Annotated in this window: 12 protein-coding genes; 7 read left to right on the top strand and 5 right to left on the bottom strand. The window is 56.2% G+C overall.

From position 1 onward, the window contains the following. Positions 1 to 51: 51 nt before the first annotated feature. Both GVJ63_RS00520 and lrp read right to left on the bottom strand, forming a co-directional pair. The gene (locus GVJ63_RS00520; RefSeq protein ID WP_159226275.1) at positions 52 to 3,576 is read right to left on the bottom strand and encodes a DNA translocase FtsK 4TM domain-containing protein; all 3,525 of its coding nucleotides are present in this window, start codon (positions 3,574 to 3,576) and stop codon (positions 52 to 54) included. 118 nt (positions 3,577 to 3,694) lie between these two features. Continuing rightward, complete coding sequence (gene lrp, locus GVJ63_RS00515; RefSeq protein ID WP_006118610.1) at positions 3,695 to 4,189, bottom strand: leucine-responsive transcriptional regulator Lrp; 495 nt, start codon at positions 4,187 to 4,189, stop codon at positions 3,695 to 3,697. A 520-nt stretch (positions 4,190 to 4,709) separates the two neighbouring features. On the opposite strand from lrp, the gene trxB reads away from it, so the two are divergent. The 5 genes from trxB to infA all read left to right on the top strand — a co-directional run bounded on the left by trxB (position 4,710) and on the right by infA (position 10,611). Beyond that, a complete protein-coding gene (gene trxB / locus GVJ63_RS00510; RefSeq protein WP_003849329.1) occupies positions 4,710 to 5,678 on the top strand; it encodes a thioredoxin-disulfide reductase in 969 nt (322 codons plus the stop codon). A 143-nt stretch (positions 5,679 to 5,821) separates the two neighbouring features. Continuing rightward, the gene (cydD, locus tag GVJ63_RS00505) at positions 5,822 to 7,591 is read left to right on the top strand and encodes a cysteine/glutathione ABC transporter permease/ATP-binding protein CydD (RefSeq protein WP_159226274.1); all 1,770 of its coding nucleotides are present in this window, start codon (positions 5,822 to 5,824) and stop codon (positions 7,589 to 7,591) included. Beyond that, complete coding sequence (gene cydC, locus GVJ63_RS00500; RefSeq protein WP_159226273.1) at positions 7,591 to 9,321, top strand: cysteine/glutathione ABC transporter ATP-binding protein/permease CydC; 1,731 nt, start codon at positions 7,591 to 7,593, stop codon at positions 9,319 to 9,321. Before cydD ends, cydC begins: the two co-directional genes overlap by 1 nt. 33 nt (positions 9,322 to 9,354) lie before the next feature. Continuing rightward, complete coding sequence (gene aat / locus GVJ63_RS00495; RefSeq protein WP_010254921.1) at positions 9,355 to 10,047, top strand: leucyl/phenylalanyl-tRNA--protein transferase; 693 nt, start codon at positions 9,355 to 9,357, stop codon at positions 10,045 to 10,047. A 345-nt stretch (positions 10,048 to 10,392) separates the two neighbouring features. After that, positions 10,393 to 10,611, top strand: coding sequence for a translation initiation factor IF-1 (infA, locus tag GVJ63_RS00490; protein ID WP_002211347.1), 219 nt, complete (start codon positions 10,393 to 10,395; stop codon positions 10,609 to 10,611). A gap of 85 nt (positions 10,612 to 10,696) precedes the next feature. Here infA and clpA read toward each other — a convergent pair whose 3' ends face one another. Together clpA and clpS are read right to left on the bottom strand one after the other, a co-directional pair. Next, complete coding sequence (clpA, locus tag GVJ63_RS00485; protein WP_010254457.1) at positions 10,697 to 12,973, bottom strand: ATP-dependent Clp protease ATP-binding subunit ClpA; 2,277 nt, start codon at positions 12,971 to 12,973, stop codon at positions 10,697 to 10,699. A 52-nt stretch (positions 12,974 to 13,025) separates the two neighbouring features. Next, a complete protein-coding gene (gene clpS, locus GVJ63_RS00480; RefSeq protein ID WP_010254453.1) occupies positions 13,026 to 13,346 on the bottom strand; it encodes an ATP-dependent Clp protease adapter ClpS in 321 nt (106 codons plus the stop codon). 316 nt (positions 13,347 to 13,662) lie between these two features. Here clpS and cspD point away from each other — a divergent pair, with 316 nt between their 5' ends. Next, entirely contained in the window at positions 13,663 to 13,884 is a 222-nt protein-coding gene (gene cspD / locus GVJ63_RS00475; protein WP_010254451.1) for a cold shock-like protein CspD, read from the top strand. A 73-nt stretch (positions 13,885 to 13,957) separates the two neighbouring features. Here the strand turns inward: cspD and GVJ63_RS00470 are convergent, their stop codons facing one another. Continuing rightward, on the bottom strand, positions 13,958 to 15,595 hold the full coding sequence (locus tag GVJ63_RS00470; protein WP_159226272.1) for an ATP-dependent endonuclease: 1,638 nt from the start codon (positions 15,593 to 15,595) through the stop codon (positions 13,958 to 13,960). A 132-nt stretch (positions 15,596 to 15,727) separates the two neighbouring features. Between GVJ63_RS00470 and GVJ63_RS00465 the strand changes: the two genes are divergently transcribed. Further along, positions 15,728 to 16,627: a lysine exporter LysO family protein gene (locus GVJ63_RS00465; protein WP_010669750.1), complete on the top strand. Its 900-nt coding sequence runs from the start codon at positions 15,728 to 15,730 to the stop codon at positions 16,625 to 16,627. The last annotated feature ends 96 nt before the right edge of the window (positions 16,628 to 16,723 follow it).

Raw genomic sequence — 16,723 nt, 5'->3', positions numbered from 1 at the left:
ATGAGCCAGTCGGAACTGGCTCATTGCGTTGTGTTTCAAAACATTTAGCCACTACATATCGTGTGGCGGTGGCGACAGCACTTCACGGTTACCATTGTGTCCTGGTGCAGAAACGATGCCCTGCGCTTCCATCTGTTCAATGATACGTGCCGCGCGGTTATAGCCGATGCGGAACTGACGCTGAACGCCTGAAATCGACGCACGGCGCTTATCGACCACAAAACCGACCGCCTGATCGAACAGCGGATCGAGCTCTTCATCACTGTCGATGCCACCGGCATTTTCGCTCTCTTCGCCCGCCGTAATGCTGTCGATATATTGCGGACGACCACGCGCTTTCCAGTCCTGAACCACTGCATGCACTTCCTGGTCACGAACAAACGCACCGTGAACACGAATCGGCAGCGAGGAGTTCGGCGGCATGTAGAGCATGTCACCCATACCCAGCAATGACTCCGCGCCGCCCTGATCGAGAATGGTACGTGAATCAATTTTGCTGGAAACGGTAAAGGCGATACGCGTCGGAATGTTCGCTTTGATCAGACCGGTAATGACATCCACGGATGGACGCTGTGTCGCCAGTACCAGATGGATGCCGGCAGCACGGGCTTTCTGTGCCAGGCGGGCAATCAGCTCTTCCACCTTTTTACCGACTGCCATGATCAGGTCAGCAAACTCATCGACCATCACAACAATATAAGGCAGCTTCTCCAGAACCGGCGGCGTCATATCCATGCTGTCGCCCGGCTTCCAGAACGGATCGGGAATCGGACGACCCATCGCTTCGGCCTGTTCCACTTTTTCGTTGTAGCCCGCCAGATTACGCACGCCCAGCGCCGACATCAGCTTGTAGCGACGCTCCATTTCACCGACGCTCCAGCGCAGCGCATTGGCAGCATCCTTCATGTCTGTGACCACTTCGGTCAGCAGATGCGGAATACCTTCATAGACCGACAGCTCAAGCATTTTCGGGTCGATCATGATGAAGCGAACTTCTTCCGGCGTCGCCTTATACAGCATGCTGATAATCATGGCGTTCACGCCCACAGATTTACCGGAACCGGTGGTACCGGCGACCAGTAAGTGTGGCATTTTCGCCAGATCGGCTACCACCGGCTGACCGGCAATGTCTTTACCCAGCACGACGGCCAGCGGTGAAGGGTTGTCGCGGAATTTAGGGCAATCCAGCACTTCACGCAGATAGACGGTCTGACGATGCTTGTTTGGCAGTTCCAGACCTACGTAGGGTTTGCCTGGGATCACTTCCACCACACGAACCGCTACCGTCGACAGCGAACGCGCCAGATCGCGGGACAGATTGGAGATACGCGCCGCTTTAACGCCCGGTGCCAGGTCAAGTTCGAAACGGGTAATAACCGGGCCAGGCGAGATACCGACCACCTCCGCTTTGACGCGATAATCGCCTAAGCGCGACTCCACCAGACGGGCAGTCTGCTCCAGCGAGAACATATCAACCGGTTCTTCCTCTTCAGGCGGTGCGGTCAGCAGATCCAGCGAAGGCAGTGGCGTGGAAGGTTTCTCCAGCGGCTGCTCGTGACGCATCAGGAATGGATGAATCAGGCTGTCATGCAGTGAAGGTTTCGCCTCTTCCACCGGCTGAACCGGCGCTGCCGCTGGCGTGCCAAAGGCAGGCGCAGCGTAAGCCGGAGCCTGAGGAGCCGCAGGGGCACCATAAGCGGGCGCAGAGGTTGCCGCAGGCGCAGCATAGTCAGGTTCAGACGGTGCTGCCGGGGCAAAGCTGGCTGGTGCAGGAACATGAGCCGGAGCCTGAGGTCTTGAAACCTCACTCACCTGCTGCCAGGGTTCGTGTGAAACCGCTGGAGCTTCAGGTTCTGGCGTCGCCGCAATGGTAAACAGCGGTTCAGAAGGACCGTCATCCACCAGATCTTTCATCGGTGAAAAATCAAACGCTGAGGCGGTATCAATATTGAATACCGGCTCTTTTTTCACTTCTGGCTCATAGCGCTGCTGTTGCTGCTCGGCGAACTGACGGGCCAGTGCATCCTGCTGCTGTGCATCCTGTTCATCTTCCTCGTCCTGCTGCCAGCTGGTGCCGTAACGCTGCTGCTGTTCAGACTGGAAAGCCTGTCGCAGTTCAGCCTGCTGCAGCGCCTCTTCAGCATCCGGAGCAGAGGAAACGGAGCCAGCACTAACCGGTTCGGTCTCTTCCGTTTTCGCTTTCTCTTCTGCCATGCGCTGAGAAGGCAGCTTAATGCCATAAGAGGCCAGCTCACGACGGGTTGGCAGTTTTACCGGCTTAGGACGCGGCAGTGCCGGACCGATACCTTGTTTAACCTGCGGATTGAGATTGGTTTCAGGGGCTAAATCAAAAACAGGCGCAGTACGCGTTGTTGCCTGGGCTGCCGTTGCAGCGGATGCCGCTGCCGCCGATGCCGCAGGGATGGCTGACGTATCCCGCCAGTTACCCATTTTAGGTTCATCATCGTCGTAAGCACTGAACGACGGCGTAGCCGGAGCGTCGTCTGGCATTTCAAAATGATAAAGCGGTGGTGAGTCTGCGGGTGCAGAAGCACTCTGCGGCGGCGTCGGGGAATTCGCCACACTCTGCGGAGCTGGCGCGCTCTGTGCGTACACAGGCGCAGGTTGTGCAGACGGCGATGCAGGGATGGATGTCGCTGACGCGGCAGGCGCCGAAGCTGTAACCGGAGCAGCAGGTGCAGCGACAGATGCTGGCGTCACCGTGGCTGCAGGGGCGAGGGTCACCTCGGCGGCTTCAGCGGTGGCCGCGACTGCCGCACTGGTGGCTGCTGCAGCTTTAGCCAGCAGCGGATCCTGTTGTGACGCCGCAGGCTCAGCAGCTGCACGTGGGGCAGAAAGCAGCACATCATCATCCTGATCGGCGGCATGAAGCTCAGGCACATCCGCGTATTCACGCGCGTCCCGCTCGTCATCCTCTTCCTGCCAGGGTTCATCGTGACGAGAGCGGTTGCTGGCAAACGTCAGTACGCCCATGACTACGCCACCAATTCTTTCTGCAATGGTGAGCCATGACCAGCCGGTGTAAAGGGTAATGCCCGCCGCCCAGACGCAGAGCAGCATCAGCGTGCCGCCAGCCGGACTGAACCAGGGTGCAATAGCATTACTGACCAGGCTGCCGATCACGCCGCCCGAGGCAAAGTACCAGATATCATCGGCATTCAGCGCCGCCATACCACAGGTCGTCACCACCAGCGCGAGGACGCCAATTAAGCGCAGCCCGACGGCAAAGTAGTCAAAGTAGTCCTGGCTGTCGCGCTGACGGAAAGCAATCCAGCACAGTCCCAGGATGACGGGCGGAATGGCATACGCCATCACACCAAAGATGAAGAGTAAGGTGTCAGCCAGCCAGGCACCGACGCTGCCGCCGATATTATGGATAGGTTCATGCCAGGCCGTTTGCGACCAGCTCGGGTCGGAAGGGTTAAAACTGACCAGAGAAACCATCAGGTAGATGGCAAACAGCGCCACCAGAATGAGCATCGCTTCCAGCAGACGACGTCCACTGCTCATCGATTGTAACGAAACGTCTTTATCTTCTGTATATTCCTGGCTCAAGAGGACTCTCCAGGTGCCTGTAAAGTAAGAAGCAACAGCGCCGGGCGAGCCCGACGCTGATCCTGTATGAATGCACAGGAGTGTACCGAAATCTCACAGGTTTTGCACCTGCCCCGCATCAGCGAGTTTTGATCACCAGTCGATTGCTCTGTTTAACCTCTTCCATCACCACATACGTACGCGTGTCGTTTACGCCCGGCAGGCGCAACAGGGTTTCACCCAGCAGCTTACGGTAGGCTGACATATCAGGTACGCGCGTTTTCAGCAGGTAGTCGAAATCGCCGGAAACGAGGTGACACTCTTGAGTTTCCTCAAGTTTTTGCACAGCGGCGTTAAATTGCTCAAACACATCCGGTGCACCACGATTCAGAGTAATCTCAACGAACACCAGCAGCGACGCATCCAGATAGTGCGGGTTCAACTGCGCGGTGTAGCCAAGAATAAATCCCTGACGTTCGAGACGACGCACGCGTTCAAGACATGGCGTAGGCGATAAGCCTACGCGTTTGGAAAGCTCTACGTTTGAAATGCGACCATCTTTCTGAAGTTCATTCAGAATGTTCCTGTCAATTCTGTCGAGGTCTTTCCCGGGGCGTTTCTTATTGTCTACCATTATTATTGTCTCTCTTAATTCCTTCCCTTTACCTGCCACGCCCTGAAAACGCTCATTGTTCGGGGCATTTCTGAAGTGAGCTAACAGAGCCTGTGTTCTGACACCTATCGATATGACGCATGTTGTCTGTCCACATCATGCGTCATTATCCATATCAGGCTGCTTTTATTCGGCGTTACGTGCAAAACGGGCGATGAAAACCTGTTTTGTTCCGATAAATGTTATTCGCTTCTGATAATGTTTTCGCAAAAGCGCAGGCGATTGTCAAAGTAAAATCACCAAATTCAGGACAAGATGCCAGACAGTCCGCTGGGTATCTGTTTTTAAATGACTATTTTTCCACTATTGCACCCCTCTAACCCGAGTTTTGCCCCCTTTTGGCGCATTGGCCAGGCAAAACCGTCGCTCATCGTCTACGCCGTTTGCAGCTATCGTTAACAAAATTGCCTAAGCCTTGTCATTGTCGCCGGATATTCCCTACAATCGCAGGCTATGTCAGCCGAATGAAACTGAGGAACGCATGAGTACGGCCAAACACAGTAAGTTACTCATTCTGGGCTCCGGCCCAGCGGGTTATACCGCAGCCGTTTATGCTGCACGCGCCAACCTGAACCCGGTACTGATTACGGGTCTGGAAAAAGGTGGACAGCTGACCACTACCACCGAGGTGGAGAACTGGCCGGGCGACCCGCACGATCTGACAGGTCCATCGCTGATGGAGCGGATGCATGAGCATGCCGAAAAATTTAATACTGAGATCATTTTCGATCACATTCACACCGTCGATTTGCAGAACCGTCCGTTCCGCCTTACGGGTGACAGCGGCGAATACACGGCAGATGCCCTGATCATCGCCACCGGTGCGTCAGCGCGCTACCTCGGTCTGCCTTCCGAAGAGGCCTTCAAAGGCAAAGGCGTCTCTGCCTGTGCAACCTGTGACGGCTTCTTCTATCGCAACCAGAAAGTCGCGGTGATTGGCGGTGGCAACACGGCTGTGGAAGAAGCGCTCTACCTGGCGAATATTGCGGCTGAAGTGCACCTTATTCACCGTCGTGACAGCTTCCGCGCAGAGAAGATCCTGATCGACCGCCTGATGGAAAAAGTGCGCAATGGCAATATCGTGCTGCACACCCATCGCACGCTGGAAGAAGTGGTGGGCGATCAGATGGGTGTCACCGGTCTGACACTGCGTTCTACCCAGAACAGTGATGAGACAGAAGCGCTGGAGGTGGCGGGTCTTTTTGTTGCTATCGGACACAGCCCGAATACGGCCATTTTTGAGGGTCAGCTGGCGCTGGAGAACGGTTACATCAAAGTTCAGTCAGGTCTGCACGGCAACGCCACTCAGACCAGCATCCCTGGCGTCTTTGCGGCAGGCGATGTGATGGACCATATCTATCGTCAGGCGATCACCTCTGCGGGCACCGGTTGTATGGCCGCGTTAGACGCTGAGCGCTTTCTTGACGGACTGGTTAAAAACGATCAGTAAGTTGTTAACCCTCTGATCTCAAATGTTCCTGGCGACGGTTTTTCCGTCGCCTTTTTTATTGCTCTCATGCTAGATTCTTGCGCCTGAAGAGATGGAAATGTCTTTCCATTTTCACCCGTCATCGACATTCATCATGGTCTCGCATGGACAAATCGCGGCAGCAGCATCTTACCCGCTGGCTTCGTCAGCAACGTCATTTCGCCGGTCGCTGGTTGCGACTCAACACCCTGCTGGGCATGGCAAGTGCACTTCTGATCATTGCTCAGGCGGGTTTACTGGCCTCGCTGCTGCAGGCTCTGATTGTTGACCAGCAACCGCGTGAATCCCTGACAGTCAGCATCCTGCTGTTACTGCTCTGCTTTGTGCTCCGCGCCCTGATTAACTATGCCCGTGAACTGACCGGTTATCGTGCCGGACAGGCTATCCGTCAGGCTTTACGTCAGCAGGTATTAGACCGGTTATCTGATCTGGGGCCGGCGTGGATTCAGGGAAAGCCAGCCGGCAGCTGGGCGACGCTGCTGCTGGAGCAGATCGAAGAGATGCAGGAGTATTACGCGCGCTATCTGCCGCAGATGACCCTAGCGGTGCTGATCCCCTGCTGCATTCTGCTGACTATTTTTCCGCTCAACTGGACGGCGGGTCTGATCCTGTTTGCCACCGCGCCACTGATTCCGCTATTTATGGCACTGGTCGGGATGGGTGCGGCCGAGGCCAACCGCCGGAACTTCCTGGTGCTGGCCCGCCTGAGCGGTAACTTTCTCGACCGCCTGCGCGGCAGAGAGACGCTGCGGCTGTTTCATCGTGGCGCAGCGGAGCAGCAGGCGGTTGCCGCCGCCACCACCGATTTTCGCCAGCGCACCATGGAAGTGCTGCGCTTAGCCTTTCTCTCCTCTGCCGTGCTGGAGTTTTTTGCCTCGCTGGCGATTGCCGTGGTGGCCGTCTACTTTGGTTTCTCCTATCTGGGCGAATTGCATTTTGGTGATTACGGCCAGGGCGTGACGCTGTTTGCCGGCTTTCTGGTGCTGATCCTCGCCCCGGAGTTTTTCCAGCCGCTGCGCGATCTCGGCGCTTTCTATCACGCCAAAGCCCAGGCTGTAGGCGGTGCCGATGCCCTTGAAGCCTTTATGCAGGCGACGCCTGCCACCGCGCCGCAGGAAGGCCAGTTGCCCTTCACTGCCGATCGCTCAATCGCACTTACCGCCGAAGATCTGCGTGTCTGTGCGCCTGATGGTCAGGTGTTGTGCGGCCCGCTCTCTTTTACTGTCGTCCCTGGCGAACAGATTGCGCTGGTCGGTCAAAGCGGGGCCGGTAAAACGGCTCTGATGAACGCCCTGCTCGGTTTTCTGCCTTATCAGGGTTCGCTGAAAGCGAATGGCGTTGAACTTCGCGATATACGACGGAGTGACTGGCATCAGCAGCTCAGTTGGGTAGGACAGAATCCTCAGTTACCGGCCGCCACCTTGCGCGACAATATCGTGATGAATGCGGCCTGGGATGACGAGCGTTTTGCGGCACTGCTGGAGTCGTGCGGCATTAATGAGTTCCTACCTCGTCTGCCCCAGGGCATTGACACCCTGCCAGGCGATGGCGGTAATCAGCTGTCGGTGGGTCAGGCGCAGCGGGTCGCGGTCGCGCGCGCACTCTATAAACCCTCGCATTTTTTGCTGCTCGATGAACCCGCAGCCAGCCTGGATGCACTCAGTGAACGTCATGTGATGCTGGCGCTGAACCAGGCGGCAGCCCGCCAGACCACGCTGATGATAACCCATCAGATTGATACGCTAAGTCACTGGCAGACCCTCTGGGTAATGGAAGCCGGTAAGCTGGTGCAACAGGGTAACTGGCAGCAGCTGTCGCAACAGCCGGGTGCTTTCAGTGAGATGCTGAAGCATCGTCAACAGGAGATTCGCTGATGTCCGCCTTGCGTCCTTTTCTTCGTCTCTGGCTGCGCCACCCTTATCGCCTGGTGCTGGGCATCGTGCTGGCGATTGTTACCCTGCTGGCCAGCATCGGCCTGCTGACGCTTTCAGGCTGGTTTCTGGCCGCCTCGTCAGTGGCAGGCGTAGCCGGTCTCTATACCTTCAACTATATGCTGCCTGCGGCAGGCGTACGTGGCGCCGCCATCATTCGCACTGCCGCACGCTATGCTGAACGGCTGGTCAGCCACGATGCAACATTCAGGGTTCTTCAGCATCTGCGTGTCCACACCTTCAGTCGCCTGATGGCCCTTTCGCCAGGTCAGCTTTCGCGTTTCCGGCAGGCGGACCTGCTCAACCGCTTCGTGGCCGATGTCGATACGCTGGATCACCTCTATCTGCGCGTCATCTCGCCGCTGATCGGCGCACTGGTGGTGATTGTCGTGGTTACCCTCGGAATGAGCGTCATCGATCTTCAGCTTGCACTGACGCTGGGCGGCATCATGCTGAGTACCCTGGTGGTGATGCCAGCGCTGTTTTACCGTCTGGGATCGCCCGCAGGCGGCGCGATTGCCCGTGGGCGCGCCCGCTGGCGCTTACAGCTGATGCAGTGGCTGGCGGCTCAGGCTGAACTCACCCTGTACGGTGCCTCGCGGGACTGGCGTCAGCAACTTGATGAAGATGAACAGCGCTGGCAGCAGGCTCAGAGCCAGCAACAGCGTTTGCAGGCTGCAGCACAGAGCCTGCTGCTGCTGATCAGCGGCGTAACCGTCACACTGTTGCTCTGGCTCAGTGCGGCGACAATCAGCCAGCAGCAGTTGCCCGGCTCGCTGATTGCACTGGTGGTGTTTTGCGCGCTGGCTGCTTTCGAGGCGCTGGCACCGGTTGCGGGGGCCTTTCTGCCCATGTCTCAGGTGATAAATGCCGCTCAGCGGGTCAATGACATTATCGATCAGTCACCCGCTATCACCTTTCCGGCAGATTCAGATGCCCGGCCAGGACGTCTCGCGGTCGATATCGATCAGCTCGACTTCAGCTATCCCGACCGCCCTGATAAGGTGCTGAACCGCTTTACCCTTAAGGTGGCAGCCGGTGAACACATTGCACTGCTGGGGCCGACCGGCTGCGGCAAATCCACTCTGCTGGCGCTGTTGACCCGTGGCTGGGATAGCCAGCACGGTGTCATCAGCCTGAATGACCTGCCGATCACCGCATGGTCAGAACCAGCGCTGCGTCAGCGCATCAGCGTGGTGACTCAGCGGGTTCATCTCTTCAGTCAGAGCCTGCGTGATAACCTACTGCTGGCCTGTCCCGATGCTACTGATGAGCAGTTACGCCGCGTGCTGAATGACGTCGGCCTGCAGCGCCTGCTTGAGAGCCCGGAAGGATTAAACGCCTGGATGGGAGAAGGCGGTCGCCCGCTGTCAGGCGGCGAACTGCGTCGGCTGGCGCTGGCGCGTGCGTTACTGCATAACGGCGATCTCTGGCTGCTGGATGAACCCACCGAAGGACTGGATGCCACAACCGAGCAGCATATCCTCACCCTGCTGCAGCGGCTGACCGCTGGCAAGACCGTAATAATGGTCACCCACCGTCTCAGCGGCCTGGAGCAGATGGATCGCATCTGCGTGATGGATAATGGCGTGATTGTGGAACAGGGAAGTCATGCCGAATTAATCTCAAAAGCGGGTCGGTACTGGCGTTTCCGACAGCGGATTGCGCTATAGTCTTAGCGAAATGCTGATAGGTAACAAAACGCGATGAGACTGGTACAACTGTCACGGGAATCTTTGCAATTTCCCCCACCGGAGATGGCGCTGCGCGAGCCAAACGGCCTGCTGGCCATGGGGGGTGATCTCTCCCCTGCCCGGTTACTTAACGCTTATCAGCGCGGCATCTTTCCGTGGTTTTCTTCTGGCGACCCGATTCTCTGGTGGTCGCCCGATCCCCGTGCAGTGCTATTGCCTGAGCAGTTTCATCTCAGCCGGAGCATGAAGCGTTTCCACAGCCGTTCGCCCTATCGGGTGACGATGAATGAGTCATTTGCCGAGGTGATCGAGGGCTGTGCCACCGGTCGTGAGGAAGGCACCTGGATCACCTTTGAAATGAAGCGCGCCTGGTTGCGATTGTATGAACTGGGCCACGCCCACTCCATTGAAGTATGGGACGAACATCAGCTGGCAGGTGGCATGTATGGGCTGGCGATGGGGCAAATCTTCTGCGGCGAATCAATGTTCAGCCGTCAGCAGAATGCGTCAAAAACCGCACTTTGGGTATTTTGTCAGCATTTTCTCAGACATCAGGGCCGTCTGGTGGATTGTCAGGTACTTAACCCTCATACGGCCTCTTTGGGCGCGCAGGAGATCCCGCGCGCCGACTATCTGCAATATGTACAAAGCCTTGCGTGCCAGCCTGTCAGCGATGGCTGCTGGCAGACACAAACCCTTTTTTAGTCGCACAGAGATGTTTTGCACACATAAAGGCGTATTAAGTGGTATAATGGTCGAGTTTGGTATGTCGTCCGCGCTTCGCAATAACGAGCCGGAATTGCCAGGCTGGGAATCTCAACGCACTCTCGGAACTGTTTTCAATCGTGCGCGTGTAACCGGTTGATACAGATTCTTAGCCCGCTAATCCCCCGCAGACGTCACATAAACACCCTAATTTTACCGGATGCGCGCGACTGACGTGCACCCCGGCAAAGCGTTGGCAAAATCGCCGACGGTTCTTTACATAAATCGTTGAATTGGGCATTATCTTGCCGGTTCAACTGAAAGGTAGTACACCCAGAGGATTCGATGGCCAAAGAAGACAATATTGAAATGCAAGGTACCGTACTGGATACGTTACCTAACACCATGTTCCGCGTAGAACTTGAGAACGGACACGTGGTTACTGCTCATATCTCCGGTAAAATGCGCAAAAACTACATCCGCATCCTGACGGGTGACAAAGTGACCGTTGAGCTGACCCCGTACGACCTGAGCAAAGGCCGCATTGTCTTCCGTAGTCGCTAATTTGCAGTAATCTCATCGCTCTGCAATTTGCAGCGAAAAAAAGGCCGGATTTTAATCCGGCCTTTTTCATATCTGCAGCAGGTGATTAATGAACAGTGCCTTCGGTTTTGCGTTTTTCAGCACTCAGGAAGTGATAGGTCAGTTCACCTTTCTCACGATCCAGCGCCACTGACACCGAGCCGCCATCCACCAGCGAACCAAACAGCAGTTCATTGGCTAACGGTTTCTTCAGGCTGTCCTGCACGGTGCGCGCCATCGGACGAGCGCCCATCGCTTTGTCGTAGCCTTTCTCAGCAAGCCAGTCGCGTGCTTCATCGCTGACTTCCAGCGACACGCCTTTGGCATCCAGCTGCGCCTGCAACTCGACAATGAACTTGTCGACCACCTGATGGATCACCTCTGGTGACAGGTGACTGAACCAGATAATGTTGTCGAGACGGTTACGAAACTCTGGAGAAAACATCTTTTTGATCTCTTCCATGGCATCGGTGCTGTTGTCCTGATGAATCAGGCCAATCGACTTACGTTCAGTCTCGCGGACACCGGCGTTAGTGGTCATGACCAGCACCACGTTGCGGAAGTCCGCTTTGCGACCGTTGTTGTCGGTCAGCATACCGTTATCCATCACCTGCAGCAGCAGGTTGAAGACATCCGGGTGTGCTTTCTCAATCTCATCCAGCAACACCACCGCATGAGGATGCTTAATCACCGCATCCGTCAGCAGGCCGCCCTGATCAAAACCGACGTAACCCGGAGGCGCACCAATCAAACGGCTGACGGTGTGACGCTCCATATACTCGGACATATCAAAGCGCAGCAACTCAATGCCCAGCGCTTTCGCCAGCTGCACGGTGACTTCCGTTTTACCGACACCGGTAGGCCCGGCAAACAGGAAGGAACCGACCGGCTTACGATCCTGACCCAGACCTGCACGGCTCATTTTGATCGCTTCCGTCAGCGCCTCAATGGCGTTGTCCTGACCAAACACCAGCATCTTCAGACGATCGCCCAGATTTTTCAGCGTATCGCGGTCGCTTGCTGACACGCTTTGCTCAGGAATACGGGCAATACGGGCCACCACCGTTTCAATGTCAGAGACGTTGATGGTTTTCTTGCGCTTACTGGCTGGCATCAGGCGCGCTCGCGCACCCGCTTCATCAATCACATCAATCGCCTTGTCAGGCAGATGACGGTCGTTGATATATTTCACCGCCAGTTCCACGGCTGCGCGCACCGCTTTCGCGGTATAGCGCACATCGTGATGCGCTTCGTACTTGGTCTTCAGGCCATTCAGGATCTGCACGGTCTCTTCTGGTGAAGGCTCCGTGATATCGATCTTCTGGAAGCGACGCGCCAGGGCACGATCTTTTTCAAAGATGTTGCTGAATTCCTGATAGGTGGTGGAACCCATCACCCGAATCTTGCCAGAGGAAAGAAGAGGTTTGATCAGGTTCGCAGCATCGACCTGGCCGCCGGATGCAGCACCCGCACCGATGATGGTATGGATCTCATCGATAAACAGAATGCTGTGTTCGTCCTGCTCCAGTTGCTTCAGCAGCGCTTTGAAACGTTTTTCAAAGTCACCACGGTACTTGGTGCCGGCTAATAACGAACCGATATCCAGTGAGTAGATCGTGCAGTCTTTCATCACTTCCGGTACATCGCCCTGCTCTATGCGCCAGGCGAGACCTTCAGCAATGGCGGTTTTACCCACACCCGACTCACCCACCAGCAGCGGGTTATTTTTACGGCGACGACATAGCACCTGAACGGTACGTTCCAGCTCTTTATCGCGACCAATCAGTGGATCAATACCACCGACGCGAGCAAGCTGATTAAGATTGGTGGTGAAGTTTTCCATACGCTCCTCCCCGCCTGCTTGCTCTTCGTTAACCGGATTTTCTGCGCCTGGCGCCTGGCCGGACTCATCTTTACGCGTACCGTGAGAGATGAAGTTCACCACATCAAGGCGGCTCACTTCATGTTTGCGTAGCAGATAAGCCGCTTGCGACTCCTGCTCGCTGAAAATGGCGACCAGCACATTCGCACCGGAGACTTCGCTGCGACCGGATGACTGGACATGGAAAACCGCACGCTGCAGGACGCGCTGGAAGCTAAGCGTGGGTTGTGTATCACGCTCCTCTTCGCTGGCAGGCAGCACGGGCGTGGTTTGTTCGATGAAGGCTTCGAGTTCCTGCCGCAGAGCCACAATGTCCACCGTACAGGCTTCCAGTGCCTCTCTGGCCGACGGGTTACTGAGCAACGCCAGTAACAGATGCTCGACGGTCATAAACTCATGACGGTGCTCACGCGCTCTGGCGAAAGCCATATTTAAACTGAGTTCCAGTTCTTGATTGAGCATTAGGCACCTCCCCCAATTATCGCCCTTACCTGTTTCCTATATGGAGACGGGTTCAGGCCTTTTCCAGCGTACACAGCAACGGATGATGATTTTCCCGTGCATAGTTGTTCACCTGGGCCGCTTTTGTTTCGGCGACTTCTGCAGTAAATACACCACAGATCGCCTTGCCGTGATAGTGAACTTTCAACATCAGCTGCGTTGCACGTTCAACATCATAAGAAAAGAACTTTTGTACAACGTCAATAACAAATTCCATAGGTGTATAATCGTCATTATTCAGAATGACTTTATACATAGAAGGCGGCTTTAACCCTTCACGTACTTTATCGTCGGCCAGATGTTCAAAGTTAAGCCAGTCGTTTGCGTTTGCCATAGTGTTCCGTTGAGATTTTGCTTTTAGCCTTTAAGTAGCTACATATTGAGAGTTTAACATGCCTGTCAAGCCGCATGCCGCTGCTGAAAATTTATTCAGAAATTCCCCTGCGCGACCTGCATCACAAAATTTGCAATAGCGTTAACTGCCTCAAATTTTGATGATTTTTTCCCCACCTGGCCCGGTGGTTTGCTTGACGTCAGCCGCGCTTTCTCTACATTCTAGCTGCACAGGCTGATTGAGTTTTAATCAAATCCGACTCACAGCTTCGATGACCTCACCTACTTATAAAATGTCTTGCGAGGGAAGTAAAAGCATGGAGACGGGCACAGTTAAATGGTTCAACAATTCCAAAGGCTTTGGCTTTATCTGTCCGATTGGCGGTGGCGAAGATATTTTTGCGCACTACTCCACCATTCAGATGGAAGGCTACCGCACGCTTAAGGCAGGCCAGCAGGTTCAGTTCGATGTCCACGAAGGCCCGAAAGGCAATCACGCCAGCCTGATCGTGCCGGTCGAGGTGCAGGCTGTGGCCTGACACATATCGCCTTTCTGAACAAAGACCCAAAAATGCCAGCCAGTGCCGCTGGCATTTTCCTGTTCGATGTCACCTAATCTGCCTGGCCCTGCGCCAGTCCAATCACCCGGGCAAACATCTGCCGCATCAATGGCGGGATGGCCTCTGGCCCGCGTTCCGCCGCCGACGTAGCCACTGCGATCGCCAGTTCCGGCTTGGAGCTCTGGTGAATCGCTTTAGTAATAATACGCCTGGAACTCATCGGAACGTTTAACGGCAGGTGCGCCATCTGATGATAGACATCCTGAAAGCCGTGCTGATAGAGAAAATTTTCCATATCCAGCGCCGGTAACTGCGTCAGAAAACGCGGCTCCGGTTCACCCGGCTGTAACTGAGTGCGTGCCGTACTGGCATATTTATTCCCCGCCTGATCACCATCAGTCAGGACATGCCAGGCGATACCCATGCGCCGGGCAAACTTCAGTAGCGGTTTTAACCCCGACTGCGCAAACTCAATCACCTTCACGCCTTCAGCGGCGAAGTTGTAACCGCACTGCTGCGCCAGCTCATTCATGATCCAGACTTCGGTTTCTCCCTCCACCAGCAGCCAGCAACGGGCGAACAGCGCAGCAGGCCGGTTGACCCGAATATGGAAGCCGATACGCCGGCTCTCTTCGGCACTCAGTCCCTCCGGACCGATGCGCCAGGCCGCTACGCGCGAGGGTCCACGCACCAGACGACAGACGTTTTCCACCGGCACCTGCGACAGCAGCTCCGGCGAATTAGTGGTGGCGATTTTTTGCAGCGGCAGCAGCCTCAGCAGATTCCATGCTACCGACAGCATAATCGGATGCAGCCGGGTTTCCGGATCTTCAATCAGCAGCAGCGGGCGTGCACCGGCGGCCAGCGGGACGTCTCCTCGTGCCTCAATCAGCAGGGTAAACATCTGCAGCAGTATCAGCTGACGGCTGCGGGAGTCGGTTCCGGCAATCAGCTGATTCAGGTGATCCAGCGCCCGCCATCCCTGTCCCCCCTCGCGCGTCTGCGGATCCCGTAGCCTGACCTCGTTGCCCGCATCGGGCGGCTGCACCAGGAAGTAGTGCTGCATCAGTTGCTGCATCGTCTTCAGCCCCTGCCGCAGCACCTCATCGCTGAGCTGTTGCGGATGGTGCTCCAGATCGCGCGCCAGCGTCTCCATACCCGCCAGTAGCTCAGGATGTGCGGTGGGGAGCGGTGCACTACTCCGCGTCCGCTTACTGAAACGCGCATCGCGCAATCGCAGAACCGGATACCGTTTCAGCAAAAGATCGATGGCTGCCGCGCAGTTCTGCTCAGGCAACAGCTGATAGTTCAGGTCAATAAAACGACGCCGGGTTTCGATACCGCTGTCACGCCAGGTGGCGCTGACGCTGTAACAGAGCTGACGCTGGCCCTGAGCATCACGCTGCCAGAAGGTCGAGAGCACCGCATCCGGGTCGTTGCCGTCATCGCGAAAGTGGAACACCACCGACAGACGGCGCATCGGATCGGTCACATCGCCTGGGGTGAAATGGAAATCAGCCTCGGTAAAAACATAGGCCGGTTCATGGGCCGAAAGTAACAGGCTCAGGGCATCCAGCAGACTGGATTTGCCCCAGGCATTCTCACCAATCAGCAGATTGGTCTGGGTTAAAGGCAGTGAGAGCTTATTGATGCCGCGGAAACCGCGAATGTCGATATGTTCCAGAATCATAGGCGTCCATCCTCAGTTTATAAACAGCATGGTAGCCGCCAGCGAGCCGGTCAAGCCGCTTTCTCAGGGTTTACTCCGTTACGCTTTTTCGCTAGCGTGTGGCCTCTTCCACCATGGATGGCCCTTATCGCTATGTACTCCGGACTCCTGATTATTCTTCTGCCGCTGATCGCCGGCTGGCTGCTACCGTTCCGTCAAACTTCAACCCTGCGCCGGGTCAATCAGCTGCTGGGCTGGATGGTTTACGTCATTCTGTTCTTTATGGGCATCAGCCTGGCCTTTCTCGACAACCTGAGCAGCAATCTGCTGGCGGTATTTCACACCGCGCTGGTAGCGGCCTTCTGCATTCTGCTGTGCAACCTGCTGGCGCTGCGCGGGCTGGAAAAATATGCCCCATGGCAGCATGCGCACCGGCAGGAGAAACTGCCCTCGCGGCTGCATATGGCGCTGGACTCTCTGAAGCTGTGCGGCGTGGTTGTCATCGGTTTTCTGCTTGGCCTGACCCAGTGGCCACTGCTGCACCACGCCTCGACGGCCAGCGAATATGCGCTGATCTTCCTGCTGTTTCTGGTGGGCATTCAGCTGCGCGGCAGCGGCATGACGCTGCGTCAGATTATCCTGAACCGTCGTGGCCTGCTGGTTGCCAGCGTGGTGCTGGTCAGCGCGCTTATCGGCGGCATGATTGCGGCGTTGCTGCTGGGCGTGCCGCTGAAAACCGGTCTGGCGTTAGCCAGTGGTTTTGGCTGGTACTCTCTCTCCGGCATTCTGATGACCGAAGCTTTTGGTCCGGTCATCGGCAGCGCCGCCTTCTTCAACGACCTGATACGTGAACTGGTGGCAATCATGCTTATTCCGGCGCTGATTGGCCGTCATCGCTCCAGCGCACTCGGCCTGTGTGGCGCCACTTCAATGGACTTTACCCTGCCGGTGCTGCAGCGGGCGGGCGGCAATGAGATCGTCCCGGCCGCCATTGTGCACGGCTTTGTGATGAGCCTGCTGGCCCCGATTCTTATCGCCCTCTTCTCCGCCTGAATCCTGTCTGATATGCGCTGAGCTCTGCCAGCGCATTTTTTCACGCCTGCTTTTCTGCCGTGTCGTCTACGCTTCTTTTTTCGGTTCTGGTCACGT

Origin of the sequence: Pantoea sp. 18059 (genome assembly GCF_902706165.1) — a bacterium.
Classification (GTDB): Bacteria; Pseudomonadota; Gammaproteobacteria; order Enterobacterales; family Enterobacteriaceae; genus Pantoea; species Pantoea agglomerans.
This window is presented reverse-complemented; position numbering and strand designations above follow the sequence as displayed.